The sequence below is a fragment of the Pseudomonas sivasensis genome (assembly GCF_052938085.1).
In genome coordinates this window covers 720,086-746,615 of record NZ_CP176442.1, presented here as the reverse complement: position 1 = coordinate 746,615, position 26,530 = coordinate 720,086, and the positions used below count along the sequence as shown (strand labels likewise).

Here is a 26,530-nt window from a genome sequence, read left to right as displayed (position 1 = left end):
AGCGGCTCAATTGTTCAAGTTCGTTTTGATAAATTCAGTCGTCTATTGCCAGTCCTGGCAAAAGTGCACCCGCAGACTCTCGATAGCCGATGGCAAGGTGCCCTCACAGGTCACGCCCAGATAAGTGGCCGCACGAGTGGTGCCCACGTACAAGTATTTGTCGAAGAGCGCAGGATGTAGCTCGGCAAGCTGGTCGATGCCAATAAAGAAAACAGCCTCAAATTCCAGGCCCTTGATGTGCTGGATATCGAACACACGCACATTGCTTTCTTGCCCGACAGCCTGACCCTCGCGGCAAGCAATGACCTGAATGTTGTGCTCGGACAGGGCGGCATTCAGTGCATCCGCCACCGGGGCCACATCGTTTTCGGTATTCACAAAGATAGCCGTGGACGGCAATTGGCCTACAAAGCGCTCAATCTCACGAATGCGATCTGCGAGCCAGCTGACAACGACCGCTGTCTCGCCGGCATGCTCCAACAAGGCAGGCGTCACGCCAGAGCTATTCATATTCGCGGGTAAGCTGACGTTTTGCTCGGTACCAGCGACGGCGCGGATCATGGCACGGGCCAAGTCGTTCAGCTGCTTGCTCTGACGGTAAGAGACTGTGATCTCCTTGATTTCGAAGTCGGCAAAAACCCACTTTAAGTCGTCAGCGGAACGCGCGCCCCAAGTAGTCAGACGCTGGTTGAAGTCGCCGCACGCAAAGAACGAGCGCAGTTGAGGGTGAGCCAGTGCTGCCATGCAGGCCAGCTGAACCGGCGAAAAATCAGTCGCCTCGTCCACCAATACTTGGTTGCGGTAATGCCCCAGAATGGGCTGAAGCGATGACCAAGCGGGGCTGTCAATATCGCGCAGGACGCTGGGCCGGCTGATCAGGTCGCCTGCGGCGCGCAAGATGGCCAGCAGTACAATGTCGAGTTCGAGCGGATGGATGTCGCGGGCCTCGAAGCCCTCGCTGCGATACCAGTTCCCGGTATGTTGGCGTTCACGCCGGAACGCACGGTAGTGTTTTGGAATGCCGTCGAGGTAGCGTTTGACCGGGCTCACGAAGCGCCGGGCATTAGTCTGCACCAGAAGGCTCGCTCCCACATCTGCACGGTCGGTCTCTGCCAGGCCACGATCGGCCAGCCACTCAATGATTTTGCCGTTGCGAGAGGTCTTGCTCAGCATACGCTTCGAGGCTGCTGACCGAGCCTGGGCACGCACGGCTTGCATGTAGGCATTGAGAGCAGCCGCGCGGCCCGTGCGCGATGTTGTGGTGTCTTCTTCTTCGTCGGCATCGAAATCGTCTTGCTCGTCGGCCTCAGTTGCCTGCGCCTGCTGCAAACTGTCGATGACACGAGCTAACTCATCCAAAAATTCTCGGTTGCGGTTGAGCTGCAGGTTGAGCGCAGCTTTGATCTTGCCGTCGGAGGAGTCCTTCAGGCTGGTGACAAGCGCCTGCACCTTGGGGAGCTCTGCGGCCAATGATCCGAATGTGGTGGCCAGAGTGCCATCACCGGCACGCGCTAAGATGTCTTGCAAGCGTGCGCCCAAGCTTTTGACGTCAGGGGTCTTGGCATCATGGAGTAGAGCCGCTGCTTCATGCAGCTCCTGGACGTAGACGCTGCGTTGCCATGCATCGAAATCGTCAAACCATTGGATAGGCCGGTCGAGCGCAGCTTCGCTAAGGCTAGGCAAGCTCTCTTTCAGAACGAAGGTGCCGCCGCCAGAAGCAGTCCTAAGAACGCCAAAAGCGTTTCTGGCCAACTCGCGCCGATAGTCCTGCCAAGTTCTAATGCGCAGATCTGAGGCAGGAACGCCTTCTCGGGCAAAAGCCTCTTTGAGGTACTGCTTGAGCAGTTCGGTAGGCGTGAACATCAGCCAGCTGTTGGAATGCGCAACGCCTTGCACTGCAGCAACTGTCTCAACCAGGCGTTGCTCGCCTTCTTCCAGAAAAGCGGTGTCGAGCTTTTGACCGAGGCGCCGGATCAGGGTCGTCGTTTTTCCGGTACCGGGTGGACCCAAGATCAGCAGGCGCTTATCGAGAGGAAGACGGAAAATCTCGTCCTGGTATTGATCGAGTACGGGCTGATCCCGCAACCCCATCTTGGTGATAACGCTGCGGCGAACGCCGTCGATGATGTTGGCCTTGACGGTCTCCTCAGCCAGCAATTGACCCAGGATATCTTCTGTGATCTCTTCCCCGGCAACCTCAGTCAGCAGAGCTCGCAGCGACTCGATGGTGAGAGGCCCGAAATGCTCGGCTTCAACCACGGTGTCACGAGAGTCCCACCCATCAGCGAGTGCACTTGGCCGTAGTTGAGCTCGCTCAAGAACCTCAACAACGGTTCCATTGGGAAGCGTGAACTCTGCACCAATCGCCAATGAGGCCAATCGTCCAACAGGAGCCCGGTAGCTGGCCAAGTTAGGAATGCCCGATACCGGCGTAGTGCGGCAGATGTAGTAGGTTTTCTCTTCGCCCTCTTCATCAACCACCACAACGCGAGCAATGGCGGGCTCTGCCACCAATACCCGATAGCTTTCACGGTTCGCCTGGCTGATCTGATCCAGTCTTTGGATAGCCGAACTGGACGTCATCGTATTGATGCTTGCCAGGGTATCGGACCCCAGTGTTCGTCCATCAAGAAGCTTGCTCTTGGAGGCTTCGGCAATGCTTTCGAGTTGCGCTAACGCCTCGCCCGCGACCTGCTCGATGTGTCTCTTCGATTCGTCATTCAGGCTCTGCGTCATACGCTATCCCTACAGGTCAACTGTTCAAGTTCGTTTCTTAGATGTCGCAAGAGCGCGTTGATCTCTACCTTGCGGTTGAATTGCTTTTCTTTGGCAAGCTTGCTTGCGACCTTCTCGACCTCACGCTGCTTCGTCGCAACCTGTTCGACACGAGCGACCAAGTCACCAAGGCCTTCTTGCCGGCGCGCAGGTGTTGGAATCAGGCGGTGAAGCAACTGTTCGTACAAGCCACCCAAGTCGAGCGCCAATGGCATGACGGCGCGCTCCACATCGCTCGATAACCACGCCGTCGCAAAGTAGTCGCTCAACACCCAACGGCTCGCGTCTGATTCGTTCGGGCGCTTGAATGCGGCGACTACTTGCGTTCGGCTGTCAAAGCTCAGCTCGAAGATAATGGGGAACTGCACCGCACCATCTATGCAGCGCAACACATCCAAACTCAGCTCCGACGTCTTGAGCTGGAGGGCGAAGATCTGAAGCTCCGGCACATTGGGTCTAGCGGGCAGGTTGATCGTTTCCGGAGCCAGTTTGTATTGCCAAACGACCTGTTCCACTTGCTCAACGAACAAGTCTTTCAGCCGTGTGTTGGCTCCACTGTGTTCGTAGATCTTGTTCTTTGGCAGGTTACGGCCAAAAGCGGCCTGCTTTGGGTAGCTGATGAACGCGGCGTTCGACGCCCATGAAGAGACATGACTCATCCGGCCTCCTGAATTATCAAGAAGGTGATGAGTTCGAAGTCATCCAGTCCGGCAATAGTGTTGACCAGCGCAGTGGTTTTGCCGCCGCTGAACAAGCTGTCCAGATCCTTCTCTTCCTTCACCTCGATCATCGAACGAATGGTCTTGCCAAGCAGATCGGAATACACCTGCATCTGCCGCCCGTCAGCAGTTTCCTTGTTAAACAGACTGCAAGCCTCCGGAATGGGCTGCGCTTGGCCCTTGCAGCAACTGCGCACCAGATCGAGCAGGCGTTTGACCTCGGTGTGATCATGAATGACCTCACCCTCACGACTGATGTAGACGAGGTAATACGGGTGCAGACGGTTATGTTGGCTAACGCTGACGCTCGAGTTGCGGTTCCGCAGTGTAAAGATCACGCCTGGACGCAGACCAAGCTCAGGTTTGGCTGACACAGCGGCGTGCATGCCGCTCGGTACGTTGCTCAACTCTCCATTGGATTTGACGTAGTTGAGCAAGTCCATGCGGAAGTCATTGAGCCCGAGATCTGTGATCGAAACGCCCGTTTTTAGGTCTTCCAGTTCGATGACTTCGTCCTGTAAGCGGCGCAACTGCTCCTTGCGGTAGGACACGTCGTTGGCTTGGGCGCTGAGCACATTGTCGTCACCCGTGGCAGTGACGTCGGCAATCATCATCCGGCTCTCGACACGCTCCTTGAGGTTGATGTACTCGTCGAGCGAGATGTCGGGCCAGTAATTGACCAGTTGGATGCTGCTGTTGGGCGATCCAATCCGATCCACTCGGCCGAAGCGCTGGATGATGCGTACGGGGTTCCAGTGGATGTCGTAGTTGATGAGGTAATCGCAGTCCTGCAGGTTCTGGCCCTCGGAGATGCAGTCGGTGCCGATCAGCAAGTCAATCTCTGCCTGTTCGTTGGGCAGCACGATGGCCTTTTCTTTGGATCGTGGCGAGAAGAGGGTAAGCAGCTCTTGGAAGTCGTAGCTTTTCTTTTGAGCTGTGTTTTTTAGCGTCGACTGAGGCGCGCTACTACCAGTGACCTTCGCTGTATGCAGGTTCTGATTGGCGAGCAGCTCAGTAGCCAGATTGTCATAGAGGTAATTGGCCGTATCAGCAAAAGCCGTGAAAATCAGTACTTTTTTATTGCCTGGATTAATGGGATTGGCAATCTTGTCGAGCACTAGCGATTTCAGGTGCTGCAACTTGGCGTCTTCGGCTGGCGTGATTTTGCTCATCGAGGCCAGTAAAGCGGCGATGATTTCCAAGTCAACCTGGAGTTCATGCTCCCAAGAAGGCAGATCCATATCTGCCAGCTTTATCCGAATAGTGTTGCCGATTTCCAAGTCATGAAACGAAGGGATGCCGTCTTCTTCAGCGTCAATTGAGTCCATGGCGTCCGTAAGGCTGGCGACTTCTGTAACTCCGCCCCGACTCTCGAACTCCTTAATCAGCCCGAGAACGCGCTGGTGGTTTTCTTTCAAAGCATTAAGTGTGCTGCGGAATGCATAAACAGAGCTTTCAAGGCGCTTCAGCAAATTCGTTGTCATCAGTGCAACCAGGCTTTTTTCCCGGTCTACCTGACGCAGCTTGCCTCGACCGCCTTCAACCTGTGTGTCGTACATCTCTTCATACTTCGCCAATCGGCTAGGCAAGATGTAACTGATAGGGGCATATACGGCGAGCTTGAGCAAAGACAGCTGCTCGAAAATCTCGTTGAAGTTCATTACATCCGTTCGTTGCTCAGCATCTACAACCAGTGGGCTACGAAACGACAAAGGCTTGCGTCGCTCAGGGAATTGCCCGATATCCGTGGTGTCGTAGAAGGTCTGAATGTGTTTGCGCGAGCGTGCGATCGTGACGCTGTCGAGCAACTCGAAGAAATCGAAGTCGAGCGAGTCCAAGATGGCACGCGCCGTGCGTTCCTCGGGCGGAAGTTTTGACCAAGCGTTAAAACTGGCCTGCGCACCACGGAAAATTTCCTCGACAGTTTTGCCAGTACGCAGTTTCTTGCTTAGGTTTTCGGAGTCACCTTCGTAGGCTAGGGCGAGCTGGTTACGCAGGTCATTGAAACGATTGTTCACTGGGGTAGCTGAAAGCATCAGCACCTTGGTTTTCACCCCCTCCTTGATGACTTTGTTCATCAGCTTTTGGTATCGGGTCTCCTTATCCTTGAAGGCATCGTTGTTACGGAAGTTGTGCGATTCATCGATGACGACGAGGTCGTAGTTACCCCAGTTGATGCGGTTGAGCGGAGTGCCAAACGACTCGCCACTGGTGCGAGTGAGATCGGTATGACACAGCACGTCGTAGCTGAATCGGTCACGCGCAAAGATGTTGGTCTTGAGGTTACGGTTGTAGTTGAGCCAGTTGTCCGCCAGCTTTTTGGGGCAGAGCACCAGCACCGACTTGTTGCGCAGTTCGTAATACTTAACGACCGCTAGCGCTGTGAAGGTTTTCCCCAAGCCAACGCTGTCCGCCAGGATGCAGCCGCTATAGGTTTCTAGCTTGTTGATGATCCCAGTGGCCGCATCCTTCTGGTAGTTGAAGAGCTTCTTCCAGATGAGCGTGTCCTGGTAGCCGGTACGGTCGTTGGGTAAAACGTCCTCATCGATATCGTCCAGGAACTCGTTGAAGATGTTGTAAAGCATCAGGAAATAGACGCTCTCGGGCGAGTTCTCCTGGTAGACAGCCGCAATGTGATCGCAGATCTGCATGGTGACGTCTTCCAGTTTTTCCGGGTCGCTCCAGATCTGATTGAACAGGCTTAGGTAAGTTGCCGTGAAGGTTGGCTCATCCATTTTGTTGACGAGGTTGGAAACAGCATTGCCTTGCTGGTAACCGAGATCGACGGCCGTAAAGCCATGTAATGGCATGTAAGAGATGTCCGCTTCAGCAGATTGCACGCAGGCGAACTGCTGCATCGGGGCCTTGCTGCGGTTGGACTTGAAGGTCGCCTTGCGCCGCATCCATTCTGCGCATTCTTTAGCAATCGCTCGCTGCGTGAGCTTGTTGCGCAACTGAATCTCGAACTCGCTACCGTACAGGCTGCGCTCACGATCCAGCTTCGGGATGTGAAATTCCTTTCGCTCTTTACGGATCTTGTCGGCAACCTCATTGGCAACGAACGTCGGCGAGGTGAAGATGAAGTTCAGCTCGTCGATCTTTTCCAGCTCTGCTTTCAAAGCTTCGAATGCGTACATCGAAAAACAAGACGCTGCGATATTCAGGCGGGAACCGGGCTTTAACGTCGCTTTGAGGTCATCACCCAGCAGCCTTGTAATATTGTCAATGAGCTCCATCGTTTCCCTTACCTTTTTTCGTCTCTTCCTCTAACGGTGCTTCTGCCTGCAGACCCTGCTCCTGAGCATATTTCAGGATTAGCACCTCAATCATCGAGGCAATGGAGCGCCGCTCTCTTTCCGCTGCAATTCGCAGCAGCTGCTTGATGTCTCTAGAGGTACGAATGGACAGGGTTTCGTCCTTGGGGCGCTTCATGACTCAGTCCTGCAGTTTTTGTGCTGCAAATGTACTGCGCCTTGATATCAATAGCGACACAAAGAAATCAAAACGGGTGCGCCGCCAACTACCTTATGTGCCACCCTAACGAAGGGCCACGTAACCGTCCTTCTGAGGCAAGCCCTTGCTAAAGGTCGAGGTCACCCTCACCAAGGAGATCATTGAAAAATGCAGCGCCCGACTCGGATAAAACTAAATTCCCCTTACCATTGCGGTATGCAATGGCTCGTGTTTCAAGCTTCTTGACGTGTTCCATCAACACACCGCTTTTCATCCCACAAGCTATCAGCACCTCGACCTTATCCTCCCCCTTACCGATTTCCTCGATATGGATGTTTGACAGACCTGCCGAGTCTTTCAACAGCACATCCATTGTGAAGCCCAGCTCCAATGTCCCCCTAAACAGAACCAGTAGCAGGCCTTGGATGTTCCGTGCCAGGTCATCCTTGGCATCAGTGCCGTCGGTAGTGCGGATGAAAGCGAAGCCATCACGCATGACCAATTCATACCCAATCAGATCGTAGAGATTGCGGTAGTGATCGAAATTATTCAGTACTTCCTCGAAGTACGGATTTGACTTCAAGCCCCCATCAATAGAGACGGTGCGGTTGATCATCTTTCCGTACATGAGCTGCCCATAGAGCTCTATCGACAGCTTTCGATTCATCACTTTGGCCTGCGCGAACGGCAGCGAAGGTTCTTGGTCAAGCATGTTCAGTCTCCACCTGCAGTTTGTAGTACCTCAGGCTCTCGCAGTCAGTTGCAAGATTTCCGATTTGGTAGTGCGGGATGAGGCAAATTCCTTCTCGCTTGCGCAACCAGCCCACCGACATTAGGAGATCGGTCAACTCATACCCTTTAAGGCGGTCTTTCAAGTGTTCATGCATTGCGACGTGGGCGTCATCGGTAAGCCGCGGCTCCCATTCCTCGACCAGATTGCCGATGGCCAACAAGCGAGCATCACGCCGACGCTTGAGCTCACCCGACTCGTTGGTCTGCCCACTGAGCCGGTGGATACTCCCGCTGCTGATCTTGATGTTGGGCAGTGTCGTGCGCAGATGTTCTGCCAGCGCCAAGCGCTGGTTAGCGTCTTGCCACTCAACTTTTGCTTCGAACACTCGCATTTTCAGCCCGGAGTAGGTGTTCAGACGGGCGAATAAAGGGTGTGTGCTGGGCAGGATATTGTCCTTCAAGCTCCCATCATGCAGCTCACGCACGCCCTCATAGAGACGATTCCAGGCCTGCTCGACCTTGTCATAGGCTCGACGGTGCGCCTCACTCTGCTGGACATAGCGCATTAACGAGCCACTGATGATCGAAATGTCGTGCCGGTATGAGCGAATCGACTCGACGGAGTAATAGACCGAGCTGGCCAGCTTATCGTGCCCATAGTGAGCCAGTTGGTCGCCGATGCAGGTCAGTGCCGTAAGGGCAGGCTTAGTCCCCTTCAGGTCAGTATGTTCGCCCAGAAACTGCAAGGCTGGCAGGATGTTGCGCAGGTAGATGCTATTGATCTCGCCTAGGGCCTCCTGAGCCTTAGCCACCTCATCGATGACGTCATAACGCATCTGATCGACGATCTCACCGAGTCGCTGGAGCCGGCCCTGTAGCGCATCCACGCACTCCTTCATCTTGGCGGTTGCAGCGCGTATCTCCTTACGAAGCACACTTACCTGCTCCTGAAACCCAATGTCTTCGCGGATCAGAGATGGCAGAGTGATAAAAACCTCGTAGAGCCGGTTGAACGAGGCCCGTATCAACTCATAATCAGCACTGTTCAAATGACGCAGTCGCGCCCCATCGAAGTGCCGGAACATCTCGATGACGAAGGGGGCGAAAACCATCACTCCACGAGCGCTGTCTACCTGAATGACTAGGCCAACACGCTCAAGGTTTTCAATGCAAAGAGCGCTTTCCAATTTGCGCCGCTCGGCCGGTAACTCGCGCACAACCCGCGTGCTCGGCAGCGGTGCTACAGAATCCAACAGGGCGCGTAACTTCTGCTGGTACATGACAATGCGTACTTCCTCACACTCACCGACTTTATCCATGTGATCAATCAGATCAAGGAAAACACCCTTGTTCTGGATCATGTTGATTAGTGCTACGTCCGTTTTAACGACCATCAGCTACTCTACGCCTCTATTTCGGCAGCAAGAACCGGCTCGACTGCCTCACGGCACTCCAGGGCGATCAAGGACTCACTGACTCCGGTATAGAGAATCGTCCGATTCGGGCTGTAGGACTGGTCAGTTGCGTTGAAGTAGTCGAGATTCATGTAATTGCCTAGCACTTTGCTGATTCCGGAGGTCAGACCAGGCGTGGCCCCGAACACACAGAAGCCATCCGCGTCGGCAATGTCGCGGGCCGAACGCAGATTCTTGTCGTCGAGGTTGGACAGTTCATCGATAAACAAAGGCAAGCTTACCTTGGTGTCGGCTTGCAGCAACTCTTTGAGCAGGAAGGCCAGCAGACGGCAGTTGATCATCACTGAGGTGCCCGTTGATTGAGCTTCGACAGTGAACTCATCGCTGCCTTGCAGCTTGACACGGTAATCGACGCTGACGATCAGGCGAGCCATGTTCAGGGTTGCATCCCGACGCTGATCAGACTCGACGAACTGAGTGCAGAATTTACCAAGGCGGTCGTAGAGGACTTGTGGCGGTAGCTCGCCTCCGGTCAGATTCACAGTGTCGACAGTCTTCAGCAACTCGTCGAATTGGGGATGTAGCGTGCAGTCAATTGCCACAGCCGTTAGGTTAGAGACCTTGATTGACGAAAGGTGATTCTCGATCTCTTTGATAAAAGTACTAATAAGGGTGCGCGCATGCCTGATCGACTGAACTTGGATCATGGTGTCATCGTTATGCTGAACCACTTGGTTGAAATGGTTGTTCTCTTCCATATCGAGACGACCATAGAGAACCCTGTATTTCTCATGCAAATTGGTCAACGTTTCCAGGCTTACTGCGCTACGGTGGGCATGCTCGGCATCGTCGTCTAGAGCAACCGCAACTAACAGATCGGACACCAGCGACTTGATCTGGTTGAAACTACGGCTGATACCTTGACTGCGGGTTTCGATGGCATCCATTAATTCCTGAGTAACCACGACCTCCTGGCGCTCCGCACGTTGGTAGCCGGTTTTCAGGTACTCCAGACGCGAATGCAAGATGTCGTTGACCGTCCTGCTCCAGCGGAGCACGGATTGTTCACGCTCCTTAGCGGCTTCCAATGCTGTTCTAGCCTGCTCAACCAGACGGTTGGCTTCTTCGAGTTGCAGGTTGAGCTCATGGCAGCGGGCCTCAAGAAGCCCGAATCGCTCAGTAGCCTCGCCATGTTCTCGCTCTAATCGCACGAACTCCTGCTCAACGAATTCATGACGTTTCAGCAGGGCAATGTTGCGTTCATCCTTCTCGATCTGAGCCTGTTTGGCAGCAATGGTGCTTTCGATCTGCTCGACTGACATCTTCGTCTTATTGGCAAGATCACTAGCGCGGCGTTTTTGCTGAATAAGGCGTTTCTGGACAGATGCCAATTCGTCCTTGCGACTCTGTAGCAGCTTTCCGGCATCGTAGTGTTTAACCGGGACTGGAGTCGGACTGCTCAGGAACGTGAGAGAGCCTCCCTCCTCGTTAAACAGCGCGGCGAAACGTCGAATCGTCTCAATGTTATCTTCGAACAATGGAGGGCACTCGCCGGTGAAGACCTCCTGGTTAAGCGAGTAGAGAGTGTCCGCTGCGCGGTTGGGGATCTGGTCCAGATCTAGGAGTGACGGTTTCGCCCCTTCAATGAGCACTTCAAGATCCTTGACTTTCTGGCTGCCGTTGTTGACTTCACGTGTTAGCTGCTCGAACTCAAGACGAAACTCACCGTCGTCCTTGAGAGCCTTGATGTCGGCTCGATCCTCCTCAACCTGTTCAGCCAGTGCGGCAGCTATCTCTTCCGGGGTCATAGACGCGTAGCCATGCATCGCCGTTGAGAGGTCAATTGAATCCTTTTTGATCCGCTCGTAGTTCTTCGTGATCTCACCAATAGCGCCTTTCAGCTCCTTAAGCTGGGTGTTTTTACTAGCCGCCTGTCCACGCTGGTGGTCAGCAGTTTCTTTGACCGCACTGTAGTTCGCAAAGCACTGCATGCGAGCGTCGAGGTAGACCGAGCCCTGCTCGTTGATGCCCTGCTCAACGTCACATAACAGGTTCATGAGATCCGAGCTTTGAGCGTGAAGGTCGGTGAAATTCTGGGTGAAACGGTCCCAGTACGTCTGTCCGTTGCGAATCACCTGGAGTCGGTTCTTTACCGTGCTGAGGGTTTCGTACCTCGACAAGATTTCGATGAGATTGACGTTCAGTTCGGCTTCAGTACGATCCTTTCTGCCCTCAATGATCGTAGCGATGGTGTCCGGAAGAGTACGTTTATCTTTGGCTGCAATGTCGAAAGCCAGGTGAATCAGGCGTTTCCAGGCATCAATCTCACGAGTTTGGTTACCACCGCTCTTGAGCGGCAGCAGACAAAAGCGACCAGCATCGGGGCGTGTAGGCTGGTGCTTGTAGATTCGTTCCTTAATATTCACTACATCCTTGATCACTACAGCACCCAGCCTTTTCAGGGTCGGCTCAATTTGTGAAGTCGACAACCCTTCAATCGGTGCTCCCATGCCTCCATTGAGGCTTGATTCATGATTCCAGAACAGGTGCTCGATTTCCGAATATGGCACCGGCACAGCAGTACGCTCATAGCTGTATTGCTTGGTGCCCATGTTAAGGATGATGCAGAACGCCCCATGCGGATTCTCCGCTTCAAGAACCATGAAGGAGTTTCTCTCGGGAAAATAGAAGCCAAAAGTCGCATCTCGGCCGTAGTGGCCTTTTGTGCTCTTGAAACCGAATTTCCGCTCACAATCGTGGAGATTTTCTTCGGGCAGGAGAAAGAACTTCAATGCGTTGAGCATCGAGGTCTTGCCCTTATTGTTATCGCCGAGCAAGGCCGTGTGTTGGTCGATACGAACCTTCGTATAGCAGTAAGCCCCACTATTGATCAGCACGATCTGCTTCATCTTGAAGTCTTCGTGGAACATAGATTCGATGCTCATGGACGCTCCTCAAGTACTACAGGTACCAAGTAGGTTTCTTGCTCAAGCACCCTGCTGCTGTCACGCATAAACTGGATCACTTGATCTGTTTCAGGTGACAACCCCTGATACTTAATGACCTCCTGCCGCTGCTGATCCGTCAACGCGTACTTGGATTGAGCTAAACGCTCTTTCACGTCAGGCGGGGCAAGGAATACGGGGGGCTTTTCACGCAGCAGGGCTGTCAAAGAAGCGAACATCCGTAGGCCTCCCATGTCTACATCGAACAAGCAATACAGCTCATCGAAATGATTCAGTACGCTTGCATTCAGCCTGTTAGTCACCTGGTTTCCCGAACCAGAGATCAGCTCAATATCACTGGCTGTAACAGCCAAAATCCCAGCAATGAAAGGCAGCGTTTCATCGACTCGAAGGAAATTCTCCAGGTTCTCAACAATAACCCCCACCCTGCCCAGCACCCTCGGTAGCACCCATGCGCCAGCCTCAGTTACCGCCACAGTCGGATGCCGATGCTGAGCAGAGCGAAATATCAGTAACGATTCGGAGACACTAACTCGATGGCTATTGCCGTCTATGGCTGCTCCGACTCGACCTCCAACACCAGACGGCCTGAACCTCATCAAGAGCTCATCGAAGGCAGCCGAAAGAAGCACTTCGACGTGATAGCTACTTTTTTTAAGCTTCTTGGCCAAAAAAATGCGACTGATGTCTTCTCGCGCTACGCCTGCAGCCACAAGCTTTGCGATCAGCGCATCAAAGTTGATGGGCTGCCGTGATTGAACTTTGGCCAGATAGCTATAAATCACTGACGACAAAATCGACTTCCTTGTGAAGGTTGTTGGCCCTCAGGTATTTCGATAAATGAATCACTCAATTAGGACCCTCGCGGTGCTCCCTAGGAGAAAGCGATTCAACCGAATGAAAAACCTATGGATTAAGTGGGTTAAGAGAGAACCGTTCAGATCTCTCATTGAGCACAGCGCTCACGATATGTAAGCTTAAGCGACTCATCTAGAGTGTTTACCTGTACAGGTAAAGTTTTCGAGCAGGTGGAGAGCCAATGAAACGAAAACAGTCGATTGAATCCGTCCGCTGGGATTTGGCCTTACGCTACCGCCTGATCGAAACAGTAGCATGGTGGGAAGGTCGCTTGACCACGAGTCATCTGATGCAGAGCTTCGGCATCAGCCGCCAGCAGGCGTCGAAAGACATCAATACCTATATCAACGACTACGCGCCTAAGAACCTCGAATATGACAAGCATTTGAAGGGGTATGTACCTAGCAAGCAGTTCAGCCCGCTGTTTATAGTCGACAGCGCCAGCGCTTATCTACACTTGGTCAGCCAAAGCCACGACCGCGCCCCGCATGTGGAAGGGTTAGCTCTAGCCTACGCCCACACCGAAGTGCTGCAAGTGCCGGATCGCTCGGTGCGCCCTGAAGTGCTGCGCCCGCTATTGAAAGCATGCAGGGCCGGACTGCGTCTGGAATGTGAGTATGTGTCATTCAATACGCCGGTGGTGGAAACCCGGCTGATCGCACCACACACACTTATCTACACTGGCATGCGCTGGCACCTGCGCGCCTATTGCGAGAAAAACCGCGATTACCGGGATTTTGTGCTGAGCCGCTTTCGCGGCGTACCCGAGCTGATGGATGATGAAACCGGATACACGCGCGAGCTAGACCCTGGCTGGAGCACTAAGGTACAGGTCATTATCGAACCTGACTCACGCCTCAAACCCGAGCAAAAATCCATCATCGAAACAGACTACGCCATGCAGGATGGTCGCCTGGTGATCGAGACCCGAGGCGCGCTGGTGCAGTACGTGCTGCAGCGCTATCAGATCGATACGACCAAGGTGCATACCAAGGCCACAGCGCAACAGATTGTAGTAGTGAATTTGGATGAGCTGCAGGAGTGGCTTTATCACTGAGCCCTAGGCTTAACCAATATGAGATCGCTTTCATCTACACCATCACGAAGGTATAGCTCTGGCGTGGACTCTTCTGAAATGCCTTCCAGCATCAACGCAGTCTTGGCTTGCTTGAAAGCAGCCGGAATTGAACAACCGAATCCAATAGCCGAATAAAATTGCGCTGAAAATACGCGGGCCGCTTCGTCACCAATTGACTGATTCATGCCAATTGCGGCATCCACATATTGCGTACATGCGGCCGCCTGGTTAAATGAGTGGCACGTATTAAAGAAGACCAACCGAACTGAGTCGTAAAGTTCGAAGGTGGCGATAATACTCGCCATCGGGACAAAGGCTGCGTCACCATTTCGGTCCAACAGAACGAGCTCATCCTGATCGCTGCCGTGTCCACTAAAATGCACAATCGTGGGGTTGAGCTCGTTCATGTACTGCAAGATATCTCCTGAACGTAGCGCCCACCTCGACTCAAGCTTAACCGCATCACGATGATCCGAGAGTCGAATTTTTTGATGAATCTCTCGGACTTCCTCGTCCAGCAATAGCCTGCGATCAGAGGCTGTCGCTGGATCAGTCGCAAAGAACGCAACCTTAATTTCTTCGGGCAGCGCGGCCAATTTATCAATGCGGGCAGCAGCCTCCCGGTGCAGAGAATCATGCATTCTCAGGCTGGACTCTACCTCGCGGAATTGCCGTTTCTGTGCCTCCTGCATTTTTTGCTGCTCCATATTTCTTTTCTTCAGCACCTTCGCTTCTTCGCTTTCCACACGCGACTCAGCTGTCGCCAGCTTTTTCTGCTCTGCGGCAATCTTCTTCTCTAGCTTGGCAACTTCAACCAAATGCCTCGCCTGCAAATCAGCATAACGGTTGGCTTCTTTAAGCTTGGAGGTAGCTGTAGACAACTGCTTGGTTTTGCTCGCGGCAGATCCAGCAGCAAGAGATTTTCTCCCCGCATCAGCCGCCTTTTGCGACTCTCTGGCCTTCAGACTCGATAGCTTTGCTAGGGCTTCACGAACGCTGGCAACTTGACGACGATACATATCAACACTCATAAGTGCCCCCTACAGTTTTCAAAAGCGGCACAGCAGTCATGGCGAATAAGCATGCCGCCTTGTGAGCCAGAGCCTGGGCATAAACACAGCAAAGATAGGTGCATGGTTACGTCGTTTTAGAAAAGACGCGACGTAATGGCATGGCGGAATATCAGTCCGGCTGACCACCATAGGCAACATGAGCCAAACCCAGCATCAGAGTCAAAGCAGCTATCCGCAGAAGATACTCAGTCAGCGAACTCAGCATGATAACGGCGGATCTCCTCGGGTATCGATTACCCAACCATAGGCATCATTGACCTCGGAAGCGATATGTAAACTTTTGGTATGTAAACATTTAGAACGTACGCCGACCTGCGCCGACGCATGCGCCTTGCTGGATCTAAACACCGACGAGAACTGTACATAAAAACAGCCGCTGACGACTCCTCATGAGCAACGCGCTGATTCTTGGCGCACTCCACGCCAGCAATGTCGCTGGAAGCGCTTTCGAGTGCACGTCACACGCACAGAGTGACTATGAAGAAGGGGATGCACCGTGCACCGAACCTCGTTAGATTTGGTGGTCATACCGCGCCAGTTTCAGCATGAACTAGACGTAATCAAGTTTCTTTTCGGTCGGTTCATCATCACGCAGCCAGCGCACCTTGATGCCCAGGTACTGCGCCCCTTCAATGCCCTTCTTGAACCTTCGACGATCATCATTTTTTGCCGCGAGCTCAACGTATTGGATCACCAACTTGTATTGTTTTTTGCCTGCAGGGTGTTGATAAAGGAAATGATGCAAGCATTCATCAAGAGCACGGCCCTTACTGGGTGTTGGCTGATTCCGTTCGTATCACGACTGGTAATGCAGTCGGCAGCGCTCTACTTTCTCCGTCATCGCACAGCGCTCACCTCAGCCTTAGACTCCTATCCAAAGCCTAAACCATCGGCGAGTCAGTATCCCATGGGCATGGCGCTATTGCGCAGCAGGTAGGCATTAGCCCCGACTATTTCCGAACCCATGATGATTATCCCCGTAGGACTTCGTAGAGCTCTTACAGAGATAGCTAGCCCTGTAGAACAGAGCAGACAGTTCATCCACGTAACCAGGGCGCACATCTCGTTCTATTCGGTATTCAGCGTTTGGCGGAATATTCACCAGTCCTCTCACGTCACCAACTGACAGTCCCAGAGCGCTTGCCCAGGCTTCTTTCATGCGGTTATTGATATTGCTGGCTTTAGATTTGAGCCACCCCACCGTGTAGTAAGCCTCCTGGTTGAGCAAGATCAGCAGATGGTAATGCGGGCGTCCCATCTCTCCGATTTCTCTAGCCCAGACGTAACGCACCTTGCTGTTATGAGCGTACGGATTCCGCTCACGTGCCTTGGCGCGGTTGTGCTCAATCTTGGCTTTGAATGAGTCGATGAAACGGCTGATAACTTCGTTGGTATAAGCGTAGTCAGGCAGATCGATACCCATGGGTAGGCGTAGATCCAATCGGAATGCCAGCACCCTTGAGTGCTGATCTAGCGCTAGGTCAATGGTCTGCTTCAGACGGAAAAGGTATTCGCGGATGAAGGGCCCTGCGGCAAGCATTACGGGCAGGCCATCATAGGTAGGCAAGTCGTGCAGGTGAAGATTGGTGTTAGCGGAATGACGAAGCAGAGGGCGTTTTGTCTTGAGGGCATCAAGGTGCATGGATACTACTCCTGAGTTAGGTTCATAACCTGTGCCCATTGAGTATTTTTTAACCGTTAGCTCTGTAGCTCAACCTACCTGGATACGGTTGATGATCGTTACATTGGCCTAGATTCACCCCCCCCTATACATAGCCCATCAGGTGATATTCCACTCTGGAACAGCGCCATGCGAACCCAGCTGCAGTATGCCCATACAAGTTACTGCCTAGCTTCGCGAGTTACCCTGAAACCTTTCAGGTGGTAAGGACTGCTTAAAGCATATTACTTTTACCGAGAATGGCTCTCCCGGCTAGCTCGGGAAACGGAGCCTCAATTCTCCAGCCAGGCTGGCAATTTCTGCCAATGCATTACTCCGGAAGAAAACCATCTCCGCACGCCCTGGGACGGTCACAAACTTGGTGACCTCAGGCCCTGATAAGCCGCGCAATGAGGAGCAGTATTGCTCGGCTTATTAGGAAAACTTACACATCTCCCATACGCCGGCTGTCCGACCGGCATAAACGCCATGACCAGCCACAGGCGGTCATGGCACAGATGGTGGTTTCTAGCTGACTAACCCCAAGCGGCCGCGTCGGGTTGAATCCTCAGCAGCGAGATTACGTTCTTCGATTTTTGCAAGAATCCAATCATGCACCTCGTTTTCGATAAATCCGATCGACCTGCCACCCAATGAGACTGGCGACGGAAACCTGCCTTCGCCGATGTACTTGTAGATGGTCGACCGTGCTAGGCCAGTTGAGTCGATAACTTCTTTCAGACGGATGATTCGCATGAGCAGGCTCCTCTGTATGGCTCAGAGGATTACCCAGGTTTGTAAAAAATCACCTGATTACCGTCGATCCATAGACCAGGCACCTAACGCTCGCTGCGAGAGGCTGGTCTTTGTTGCCCGGGCATCCATCAAGAAGTCGTTCCTGATAGCGCTTGGCGACACCAAGCGGTCGCCCCCCCCCCGATCCACAACTGAACCACCTTTCACTACGCAACCACGCCCATCTCAACCCCTTGTAACCGCACTTAGACCTCGTGGCTCCTCGCCTCGATGATGTAGCAGTGCTAACCCCGCCTGATGACCAATCGCCCAATTGTTGCGAGAACAGGTAGCCCTCGTTGATGACGACGGGCGCCCAATCCATGGTCGTAGATTGAGTCGTGGCAGGAATATCTTGAGCCGGTCAGCGCCTCAGAAAAGCTAAAAAAATCAGTCAGACAAAACCAGAACATCAAGAAAGCCAAAATATAGACTCATAAATTCATATATCCATGGCTACAGCCTATAAAATACGTGACAATAATTAAAAAAATAAACATAGAATATTTATAAAATAGCCATATTAAAGCCTTAAAATTAAAATATATCAGCACTAGTTTTCTCTTAGGATTCTCATTGAATCCAAATAGAACAAAGCTATAATTAAACTTAAAAATAGCTTTAATGCATTATAAATAAACCTATAATAGGATTTAACTATGTCAAATCCCGGCATCCTGATCGGGGCAGATGCGCTTAGCGAGCTACTCAGCGATCCAGGGCGCAATGCTCGCCACGACATCTGGCTATGGCTACACCTCTACATGACTCAGAACGCTCCGTTTGACCCACGCACCTGCCGCGGCTTGACGATGCGAGACGAGATCGCCGATTTCCTTAAGCGCAAAAAATACGCCCTGTATCGCATTGCTCGGGAGAAAGACCGAAGCCTGATTCCAGAAGAGTCACTGACTTGGATCGAGGAGGACGAAAGGCAGTATCAATGGCTACTCAGCAGGCTCACGAAAATCACTGATGCGAGGCTGCCCAGAGGGGTTGTGCACCTCAAAGGTAGAGAGCACCTGATTACCATCATTGATATTTGGAATGCCGACCTGGAGGAGAAGGCGTACGAAGTCGAATCGCTTCGCAAGGAATGGCTTAGGCACAAAGCAAAGGACAGCGCATTCGAGTGGTTCGGAGACAAGAAGGAAGGCGCCAAACGCTGTGTATGCGCTTGGGAGTGGTTGGAGAAAGACAATCGTCTTTTGTCCAGACGAGACACTCCTATTACCAATTACAAAGAGCTGCTCATATTCTTCGATGGAGCAAGGCTCGGGCGTAACGAGCAAAAGGCCATCATCAATGAGATAAAAAAGAGATGGAATCGCAAGCAGCTCGACGTGCGCAATCCTGACAAGAAACAGCTCAACGTAATGATCCCGATAGCGGTGATCGCCCAGCTAGATGAATTGGCTGCAAAGCACAAACTGAAGCGACCGCAAGTTATAGAGCGGCTCATAGCCGGTGAGTTTGAAGCAGGGATACACCTTGATTACTAGCATGCTTCTCGTTAATAGGCGATGCACTCACACCACACGACACCTTCTTGTAACAACAGCATCAAACGTTTGTATTCCAAACGGTATTCCAATCAGATTTTCGAACCAAAAAATACTATTTATATCAGATAGTTAAATATCGGGTTCAGATTACCCCGGCCCACCACTTCATCATCTAAAGACGTCCACGGACGTCTTTTTTTGTGCCTGAAATCCAGCAAACACCGGGATTTCAAGTCCAACTGGGTCCGATGGTATCTGAGCACATCCTACAACTCGTGTATTCCACGTAATATTCCAAGCCCACGACTGATATTTTTTGGAATACACGCAGTATCGGAGATTCTCATGGGTGCCCAAGCCACTCGGCTTTCAGACGTCAAAGTCAAAGCAGCAAAACCAAAGGAAAAAGACTACATCCTCACTGATGGCGACGGCCTCCAGATGAGAGTGAGGGCTAATGGCTCAAAGCTCTGGAATTTTAATTACATTCACCCAACCACCAAAAAGCGGATCAATAGCAACCTACACTGGCGTAGCCGACAAGAAATGGATCAGCCCGCCTAGCCATTTGACTGGCGGGTTTTCTAAAATAATTTATCGTCTCACTCCCATTCCCCCCCTCCCCTCACTAAACACCATGACCACCAGCCGGCCCTTCGAACTCGACGATACTCACCGCCACACGCCGCTAGCCGAAAGCTGGACGTGGAACACATAAGGCGCCGTAACTTTGCCGCATCCCCGCTTCCAATCTTAATCATTCTCAACACTTAAACTAGCAAGTTAGCCAACTAACTAATTTCAAACATCCACTTGAATAGCTCATCATCCGCTTGGCTATCGCTTTAACGATTAACCTAAAAAGTATTTCGCTTTCACATATATTTTACATTCCCCTACATATGATAATGTCATTACGACATCAACGCTGTTCCAACCAGAATCAAAGGGGTGTGTATGGCAGGTGTAATGGCATCCGTTAACAGCCGTACACAACTGGTCGGTCAGAACAGACTGGAATTATTGCTATTCCGCTTTAACGACCAACAGCTGTATGGCATTAACGTCTTTAAAGTCAGAGAAGTTATTCGCTGCCCCAAGCTATCTCTACTACCAAAGTCTAATAACAACATTTGTGGCGTTGCGAATATCCGTGGTGCTTGCATCCCCATTCTAGACCTTGCAATGGCTACCGGGCTGCCCGGCATCACAGATAAAGAAAGCGCCTTTATCATACTTACGGAGTACAACAACCGAGTTCAAGGTTTCTTGGTGTATGCAGTTGAACACATCGTTAACTTGAACTGGGAAGACATTCATCCGCCTCCCAAGGGCAGCGGTGACAACAATTACCTGACGGCCGTTACCCGTACCGATGATCGTCTGGTTGAAATCATCGATGTAGAAAAGGTGCTGACGGAAATCTCGCCCTCGTCCGAGGAAATTTCGATTGGTGTGGTGGATGACGCGGTCAATCAACAGGCTCGACACCTGCGAGTGCTGACCGTGGATGACTCGATGGTTGCGCGTAAACAGGTGACCCGCTGCCTGGAGACAGTGGGTGTCGAGGTCGTCGCCTTGAACGATGGTCGCCAGGCGCTGGATTACCTTCGGGCCATGCTTGACGAGGGGCGCAACCCGGATGAGGAGTTTCTGATGATGATTTCAGATATCGAAATGCCGGAAATGGACGGTTATACGCTGACCGCCGAAATCCGCAGCGACCCACGCATGGCCAAGTTGCATATCGTGCTGCACACGTCCCTATCGGGCGGTTTCAACCAGGCCATGGTCAAGAAAGTCGGGGCCGATGACTTCCTCGCGAAGTTTCGCCCGGATGACCTGGCAGGTCGCGTAGTCGCACGAATCAAGGCCGTGAGTCCTACCTGAAAGGCAAAACGACACTGCTCAAGCCAAGGAGGCTGATGAACAACGTATAAAAAGACCATCAACAGAGGGCATACCATGTTGAAGTGCAATGAACTCGATCTTCAGGCGCCTGATGGCGAGGCAAAGCCATTCTGGCGGGGCGGTGAGCCGTCGCAGGTGCCGTGCGCCTTGGGCTGCGGCGCTCAACCGGCCGCTACGGCCCCAGCGGCTGCGCCAGGCGTCCCAGCCATCCCCACATCCATGCAAAACGAATTAGTCGCCGCACAGGAAATCTGTAGTCGCGCTAAAACCGCCGTTGTCGAGATGTTCGGCCATGCCCGCATGGGCCGGGCCCTGGAGCTTGAGCACATCAGTGCATTGGTGGACGACATTTCGAGCTCTATCGCCCGCCACCCTAATGCCTTTATCAGCCTGGCACGCCTGAAAAGTATCGACAACTACACCTACATGCATTCAGTCGCCGTGTGTGCGTTGATGATTGCCCTCGGCAATCAATTGGGCCTCTCTACCGCACTGATTCGTCGCGTCGGCATGGCCGGGCTGTTGCATGACATCGGCAAAATGGCCATACCGGGCGCCATTCTCAACAAGCCTGGCCGGTTGAGCACTGACGAATTGCAGTTGGTGCGTACCCATCCACTGGAAGGGGAAAAAACCCTGCAAGCGACCTCGCAGATGTGCGAAATGGTCGTGGATGTGTGCCTGCATCACCACGAAAAAGTCGACGGCACCGGCTACCCCCATCAGTTGGTAGGGGACCAGATCAGTCTGGTGGCTCGGATGGCTGCGGTGTGCGATGTCTACGACGCAATCACCTCGGACCGCTCCTACAACCAAGGCTGGGACCCAGCCGTCGCCATCCAGCAAATGTCCACATGGGAAGGGCATTTTGATGACGAGGTATTCCGCGCGTTTTTAAAGTCCGTGGGTATTTACCCGGTCGGTTCTATCGTTCAATTGAAAAGTGGCAGTATCGGTGTAGTGATAGAACAACATCCCGAGTCGTTACTGACACCAAAAATCAAAGTGTTCTTTCTGCCCGTTCTAAATATTTATGTAACGCCGAAAATAATAGACCTGAGTGATCCCGAACAACCCGACCGAATTGTCGCGAGGGTACCGCCCCAGCGTTACGGCTTCAAAAACACCGAACGCTTATGGCTCGACGAAGAGATGCCCAAAGAGCATTAAGTAACTCCAAGCGCTGTACAGCATGTCCATGCCTAAGCAGCCAATGATAAAACACCGTGCCTTGTGCAAAAGAAGTACCGAAATGTCGACATTCGATGATGTTGACGACTATTAGCATGGGCAGGAAATATCATGAAATTCAACTCATTGCAGACTCGAATTTGCTTCACCGCCGGACTCTGCCTGTTTATATCGTGTGCGAGCCTGGTCTCATATGGCCTTTATTCTTCAAGCGCCAATCAAGCGTATGTCGGCACTGAAGTTTCAACCCTGATTGAAAGCGCCACTATCCGCGAAGTGCAAAACCTGGCTGAGTCGCGTGCCAATGCCATCCAGGCAAAACTGCAGAACGCCTTGGATTCGGCACGCACAATGGCCAATACGCTGGGAGCGAGTAAAAGTGCGCAGAGCCCACTGACCCTCAGCCGTGAGCAGATCAATACGATGCTGCTCAGCGTGCTCAAGGACAACCCCGACTTCAACGGCACGTATTCATGCTGGGAACCGGATGCGCTGGACGGCCAGGACCAAGCCTTTCGTATCAATGAGGGCGGTAACAACCCGTTGACCGGTCGCTTCACCCCCTACTGGACACGCAGTTCAGATGGCCATATCGCCGTGCAACCGCTGGTTGAGTACGACTCCGATGCCCGCCACCCCAATGGCGTGTTGAAGGGCGGCTGGTACTCAGGCCCACGGGACACCCAGAAAGAAAGCGTGCTGGACCCACTTCCCTACGTGGTGCAAGGCAAAAATGTGTGGCTGACCACGCTATCGGTACCTATCACTGCCAATGGCAAGTTCTACGGCGTGGTCGGGGCTGACTTCGATATCTCATTTATCCAGAAACTCAGCGAGCAAATGTCCGCAGATCTGTATGGCGGCAAAGGCTCCGTGTCGATCCTGAGCAATCAAGGGCTCGTGGTGGCTGACAGTAAACGCCCGGAATTCATTGGCCAGTCACTGAAAGGCTTGTTGCCAGGCACTTGGGAAAAGGTGTTGGCGAATGTGCAAAAAGGCCAGGGAGACAGCCGGCTCAATCAGGACTCCCAGGAAATCGAAGTACAGATGCCGATCAATCTGGGGCGCACCGGCAAGCCGTGGGCGATTTTGATCCATCTGCCCAAGGCGGTGGTCATGAGCCAGGCCTTGGCCCTGGAGCAGGAACTGCAGTCACGCGGCGTCAAGAGCAGCATCTGGCAGGTCTCGGTCGGCGTAGGTGTCTCCTTGCTGGCATTGCTGGCGCTGTGGTTTGCCACAGCGAAAATCGTCGGCCCGATTCGTGAAGCTGCCGCTCTGGCCGCGAATATCAGCCTGGGTGATTTCTCTCGCCGGCTGGTGCAGAAATCTGATGACGAAGTCGGCCAATTGTCCTTTGCCTTGAACGATATGTCGGAAAGCCTGCAACGCCAGGTGCGTGTGGCCGAGCGTATTTCCGAAGGGGACCTGGATTTGGAAGTACGCCTGTCCTCCCCCAACGACACCCTCGGCAAATCGTTGGAAAAAATGGTCGGTAACCTGAACACCCTCATTTCCCAAGTCCAGGCCAGCGCCACGCAAATCACCGGCAGTTCCGCACAGGTCACCGAGTTGAGCCAGTCGCTGTCCGACGGCGCATCTAATTCTGCATCGTCCATCACCGAAATCAGTGCCGTGATGACCCAGATGGCAGCGCAGACTACCGACAACGCCGCCAATGCGAAGAAGGCAGACGAGCAATCCCAAGCCTCGCGCGCCGACGCCGGGGAAAGTGACAAGTTGATGAGTGAATTGATCGCGGCCATGGCGGAAATCGACAATTCGGGCAAAGACATCACCGCGATTATCACCACCATCGACAACATCGCCGCTCAAACCAACCTGCTGGCGTTGAACGCAGCTATCGAGGCCGCACGTGCCGGCGAACTGGGGCGTGGTTTTGCGGTAGTCGCCGACGAAGTCAGAAGCCTCGCCGCCCGCAGCGCCGAAGCCGCCCAGCAAACCGCCGCGCTGATTGCCGACTCCTCGACCAAAACGCAACGCGGCATGATCATCGCCGGCCGCACCGCCGACTCGTTGAGAAATATCGTCACTGGCACCAGCACGGTTTCCAGCCTGGTGTCGTTGATCTACCAAGCCTCCAGCGAACAGGCTTCCGGCCTGCAACAGGCGAGCATCGGCCTGGAGCAGATCGACGAAGTCACCCAGCAGAACCAGGCAAACTCCCAGCAATGTGCAGTGGCAGCCAAGAACCTGTCGGAACGGGCCAACTCCATGCAACAGGGCCTGAGCCGCTTCAAAGTCAAAGCCTCGTAATGCCTCACGCGAAGCCAGGGGGTCGTCAACCTCCTGGCCCAGCGACATAACCCACGCCCATTCATGAAATATTAAGAATCACCTCCCTATACTCATCGATTGTGAGCCGTTCCCTCAAACGATCCCCCTTCTCTCGGTAGCCAGACTCCATGACGCGTCCCGCTCCTCTGCTGCTCCTGCTTGCAGGTCTGCTGTTCTTCTTGGCCCTGGGTAACCATGAACTGCAAGGCTCCACCGAGGCCCGTGTCTCGGGCATTGCCATGGCCATGCACTTGGACAATGACTGGGTCGTACCGCAACTGTTTCGTGAGCCCTTCCTGGAAAAGCCGCCCCTGAGCCTGTGGCTGGACGCCGGAGCAATTCGCCTGTTTGGCGGCACACCTGGGGCGGTACGGCTGGCTTCGGCATTTGCCGGTCTGTTCAGCGTGATGCTGCTCTACGGAATGCTGCGCAGGTTCGGACGCCCAAAGACACTGGCGTTTTGCGCAGCGCTGATACTCGCGACCATGGCCAGTTACTGGGGCAATGTGCGCGGCGTGGGTGAAGATTCACTGCTCAGCCTAGGGGTGACCACCGCGCTGCTGGCGTTCTACCAAGCCGTACGCCCCGGGCGTGAAGGTTCCAGCGCGTGGGCATGGATGCTGTTTACCGCCGGCATGGTGATCGCCACCCTGAGCAAAGGCGTGCTGGGCCTCGCGTTGCCGGGCATCGTGATCTTTGTGTACCTGACCAGCATCAGCCTGATGGACAAGCGCCTGCGTATCGGCGAGTGGCTCAAGCCGGGCGTGTTCACCGTGCTGGCGTTGGTGCCGTTGATGATCTGGCTGGGCTTCCTGTTCCAGCGCGGCGGGATGCAGGCCGTGGGCGAAGTACTGTGGACCAACAGCGTCGGGCGGTTCAGCGGGTCGTTCGTCGAGGCTGGGCATTACGAGCCGTTTTACTACTACTTCGCGAAGCTGCCGCAAGCGTTCCTGCCCTGGAATATCCTCGTGTACCTGGGCCTGTGGCACTTTCGAAAAAGCCTGGTGCGCGATCGCTACCGCCTGTTTTTCAGTGTCTGGCTGGTGGCGCAGTTCACTCTGCTGACTCTGGCGTCCAGCAAGCGCACCGTTTACCTGATGGCACTCACGCCAGCCGCCGCCGTGCTCGCAGCAGAATATGCAGGTGTGCTGTTGGAATGGCTCAAGGTGCGCAAGCCGGCGCTGTACCGCTACCACCGGGGGGTGATCATCGGCGTGTTCAGCCTGGCAATGGCCAGCTACCTGACGGCCGCGTTCTGGTTCGCACCCAAAGCAGACAAGCGCGAGTCTTTCGTACCCGTGATCAGTCAGGCCAGGGCGTTTCAAACTGAAGGTAAGAACGTTGTGATGTTCCAGCCCAATGAGCGCATCGCCGGGGCGAGCGTGTTCTATCTGCAGGCCTACTTGCCGATCCTGCAGACCGAAGCTGAATTACACAGTTTTCTCACGGCCAAGCCCGGCAACGTTGCATTGCTGGACAACACCCGCCAACTGAGCGGGAAGATCACCGTAATCAAGGAGATGAAGATCGGTCGCCAGCCTTACTACTTCATCGAGCAGTAAGGCCAGCGCACCCAGGGCATCAGTGCTTGGTGAGTTTGTCCAAGTAGCCCATGGCAAAGGCCGAGACCACGAAGGTCATGTGGATGATCACGTACCACATCAGGTGCTGGGGATCGACGTTCTTGGCGTCCATGAAGATGCGCAGCAGGTGGATCGAGGAAATCGCCACGATGGACGCCGCCACTTTCATCTTCAGCGACGAAGAGTCCATGGTGCCCAGCCAGTTGAGCTTTTCCTTGTTTTCATCGATATCCAGCTGCGACACGAAGTTCTCGTAGCCGGAAATCATCACCATCACCAGCAAGCCACCCACCAGCGCCATGTCGATCAACGACAGCAGCAGCAGGATCACTTCCGCTTCCAGCATGGTGAAAATGTTGGGAATCACGTGAATGATTTCCTGGAAGAATTTCAGCGCCAGGATCAATAAACCCAGGGATAACCCCAGGTAGATCGGCGCCAGCAGCCAGCGTGAAGCGTACATAGTGTTTTCGATAAAGCGTTCCATGGGATCTCACACAGCTTGGCTAAAAATGGCGGCG

Annotated in this window: 19 protein-coding genes and 2 pseudogenes; 8 read left to right on the top strand and 13 right to left on the bottom strand. The window is 53.4% G+C overall.

Annotated elements, in window-relative coordinates:
• Window positions 1-42 precede the first annotated feature (42 nt).
• From ACKZ62_RS03600 to ACKZ62_RS03565, 8 genes are all read right to left on the bottom strand, one after another.
• The gene (locus ACKZ62_RS03600) at window positions 43-2,736 is read right to left on the bottom strand and encodes an ATP-binding domain-containing protein (protein ID WP_447096331.1); all 2,694 of its coding nucleotides are present in this window, start codon (window positions 2,734-2,736) and stop codon (window positions 43-45) included.
• Window positions 2,733-3,434: a DUF4391 domain-containing protein gene (locus ACKZ62_RS03595; protein WP_447096330.1), complete on the bottom strand. Its 702-nt coding sequence runs from the start codon at window positions 3,432-3,434 to the stop codon at window positions 2,733-2,735. Before ACKZ62_RS03595 ends, ACKZ62_RS03600 begins: the two co-directional genes overlap by 4 nt.
• Complete coding sequence (locus tag ACKZ62_RS03590) at window positions 3,431-6,730, bottom strand: helicase-related protein (RefSeq protein WP_447096329.1); 3,300 nt, start codon at window positions 6,728-6,730, stop codon at window positions 3,431-3,433. Before ACKZ62_RS03590 ends, ACKZ62_RS03595 begins: the two co-directional genes overlap by 4 nt.
• Window positions 6,717-6,926 carry a hypothetical protein gene (locus ACKZ62_RS03585; RefSeq protein ID WP_078822347.1) on the bottom strand — a complete coding sequence of 70 codons (210 nt, stop codon included), beginning with the start codon at window positions 6,924-6,926 and terminating at the stop codon, window positions 6,717-6,719. Before ACKZ62_RS03585 ends, ACKZ62_RS03590 begins: the two co-directional genes overlap by 14 nt.
• A 148-nt stretch (window positions 6,927-7,074) precedes the next feature.
• Window positions 7,075-7,659, bottom strand: a complete 585-nt coding sequence (locus ACKZ62_RS03580; RefSeq protein WP_078803851.1) for a condensin complex protein MksE — start codon at window positions 7,657-7,659, stop codon at window positions 7,075-7,077.
• A complete protein-coding gene (locus tag ACKZ62_RS03575) occupies window positions 7,652-9,073 on the bottom strand; it encodes a hypothetical protein (RefSeq protein WP_447096328.1) in 1,422 nt (473 codons plus the stop codon). The genes ACKZ62_RS03580 and ACKZ62_RS03575 overlap by 8 nt, the downstream gene beginning before the upstream one ends.
• An 8-nt stretch (window positions 9,074-9,081) precedes the next feature.
• Window positions 9,082-12,039 (bottom strand): hypothetical protein, encoded by a 2,958-nt coding sequence (locus ACKZ62_RS03570; RefSeq protein WP_447096327.1) that lies wholly within the window; start codon window positions 12,037-12,039, stop codon window positions 9,082-9,084.
• Window positions 12,036-12,854, bottom strand: coding sequence for a hypothetical protein (locus ACKZ62_RS03565; RefSeq protein ID WP_078822349.1), 819 nt, complete (start codon window positions 12,852-12,854; stop codon window positions 12,036-12,038). Before ACKZ62_RS03565 ends, ACKZ62_RS03570 begins: the two co-directional genes overlap by 4 nt.
• 245 nt (window positions 12,855-13,099) lie before the next feature.
• Between ACKZ62_RS03565 and ACKZ62_RS03560 the strand changes: the two genes are divergently transcribed.
• Window positions 13,100-13,975: a helix-turn-helix transcriptional regulator gene (locus tag ACKZ62_RS03560; RefSeq protein WP_078803855.1), complete on the top strand. Its 876-nt coding sequence runs from the start codon at window positions 13,100-13,102 to the stop codon at window positions 13,973-13,975.
• On the opposite strand, the gene ACKZ62_RS03555 is transcribed toward ACKZ62_RS03560, so the two are convergent.
• From ACKZ62_RS03555 to ACKZ62_RS03540, 4 genes are all read right to left on the bottom strand, one after another.
• Window positions 13,969-15,027, bottom strand: a complete 1,059-nt coding sequence (locus ACKZ62_RS03555) for a CHAT domain-containing protein (protein WP_447096326.1) — start codon at window positions 15,025-15,027, stop codon at window positions 13,969-13,971. The genes ACKZ62_RS03560 and ACKZ62_RS03555 overlap by 7 nt on opposite strands.
• Window positions 15,028-15,619: 592 nt before the next feature.
• Window positions 15,620-15,814, bottom strand: coding sequence for a hypothetical protein (locus ACKZ62_RS03550; RefSeq protein WP_078803857.1), 195 nt, complete (start codon window positions 15,812-15,814; stop codon window positions 15,620-15,622).
• A gap of 195 nt (window positions 15,815-16,009) precedes the next feature.
• Entirely contained in the window at window positions 16,010-16,711 is a 702-nt protein-coding gene (locus tag ACKZ62_RS03545; protein WP_078822352.1) for an inovirus Gp2 family protein, read from the bottom strand.
• A gap of 546 nt (window positions 16,712-17,257) precedes the next feature.
• Window positions 17,258-17,485 carry a helix-turn-helix transcriptional regulator gene (locus ACKZ62_RS03540; protein ID WP_078803859.1) on the bottom strand — a complete coding sequence of 76 codons (228 nt, stop codon included), beginning with the start codon at window positions 17,483-17,485 and terminating at the stop codon, window positions 17,258-17,260.
• Window positions 17,486-18,183: 698 nt separating this feature from the next.
• Between ACKZ62_RS03540 and ACKZ62_RS03535 the strand changes: the two genes are divergently transcribed.
• From ACKZ62_RS03535 to ACKZ62_RS03505, 7 genes and pseudogenes are all read left to right on the top strand, one after another.
• Window positions 18,184-19,026, top strand: coding sequence for a hypothetical protein (locus ACKZ62_RS03535; protein ID WP_406999453.1), 843 nt, complete (start codon window positions 18,184-18,186; stop codon window positions 19,024-19,026).
• A gap of 348 nt (window positions 19,027-19,374) precedes the next feature.
• Window positions 19,375-19,554 (top strand): annotated as a pseudogene (locus tag ACKZ62_RS03530) (integrase arm-type DNA-binding domain-containing protein); the annotation flags it as partial.
• Between the two features lie 432 nt (window positions 19,555-19,986).
• Window positions 19,987-20,919, top strand: coding sequence for a chemotaxis protein CheV (locus tag ACKZ62_RS03525; protein WP_032884688.1), 933 nt, complete (start codon window positions 19,987-19,989; stop codon window positions 20,917-20,919).
• 75 nt (window positions 20,920-20,994) lie between these two features.
• On the top strand, window positions 20,995-22,110 hold the full coding sequence (locus ACKZ62_RS03520) for an HD-GYP domain-containing protein (protein WP_447096325.1): 1,116 nt from the start codon (window positions 20,995-20,997) through the stop codon (window positions 22,108-22,110).
• Window positions 22,111-22,242: 132 nt separating this feature from the next.
• Window positions 22,243-23,505: pseudogene (locus tag ACKZ62_RS03515) on the top strand (PDC sensor domain-containing protein); the annotation flags it as partial.
• Window positions 23,500-24,405 carry a methyl-accepting chemotaxis protein gene (locus ACKZ62_RS03510; protein WP_371260674.1) on the top strand — a complete coding sequence of 302 codons (906 nt, stop codon included), beginning with the start codon at window positions 23,500-23,502 and terminating at the stop codon, window positions 24,403-24,405. The pseudogene ACKZ62_RS03515 and the gene ACKZ62_RS03510, both read left to right, overlap by 6 nt.
• A gap of 149 nt (window positions 24,406-24,554) precedes the next feature.
• Window positions 24,555-25,988 (top strand): ArnT family glycosyltransferase, encoded by a 1,434-nt coding sequence (locus ACKZ62_RS03505; RefSeq protein WP_122752962.1) that lies wholly within the window; start codon window positions 24,555-24,557, stop codon window positions 25,986-25,988.
• 19 nt (window positions 25,989-26,007) lie between these two features.
• On the opposite strand, the gene ACKZ62_RS03500 is transcribed toward ACKZ62_RS03505, so the two are convergent.
• Window positions 26,008-26,496, bottom strand: a complete 489-nt coding sequence (locus ACKZ62_RS03500; protein ID WP_005791582.1) for a TIGR00645 family protein — start codon at window positions 26,494-26,496, stop codon at window positions 26,008-26,010.
• Window positions 26,497-26,530: the final 34 nt, after the last annotated feature.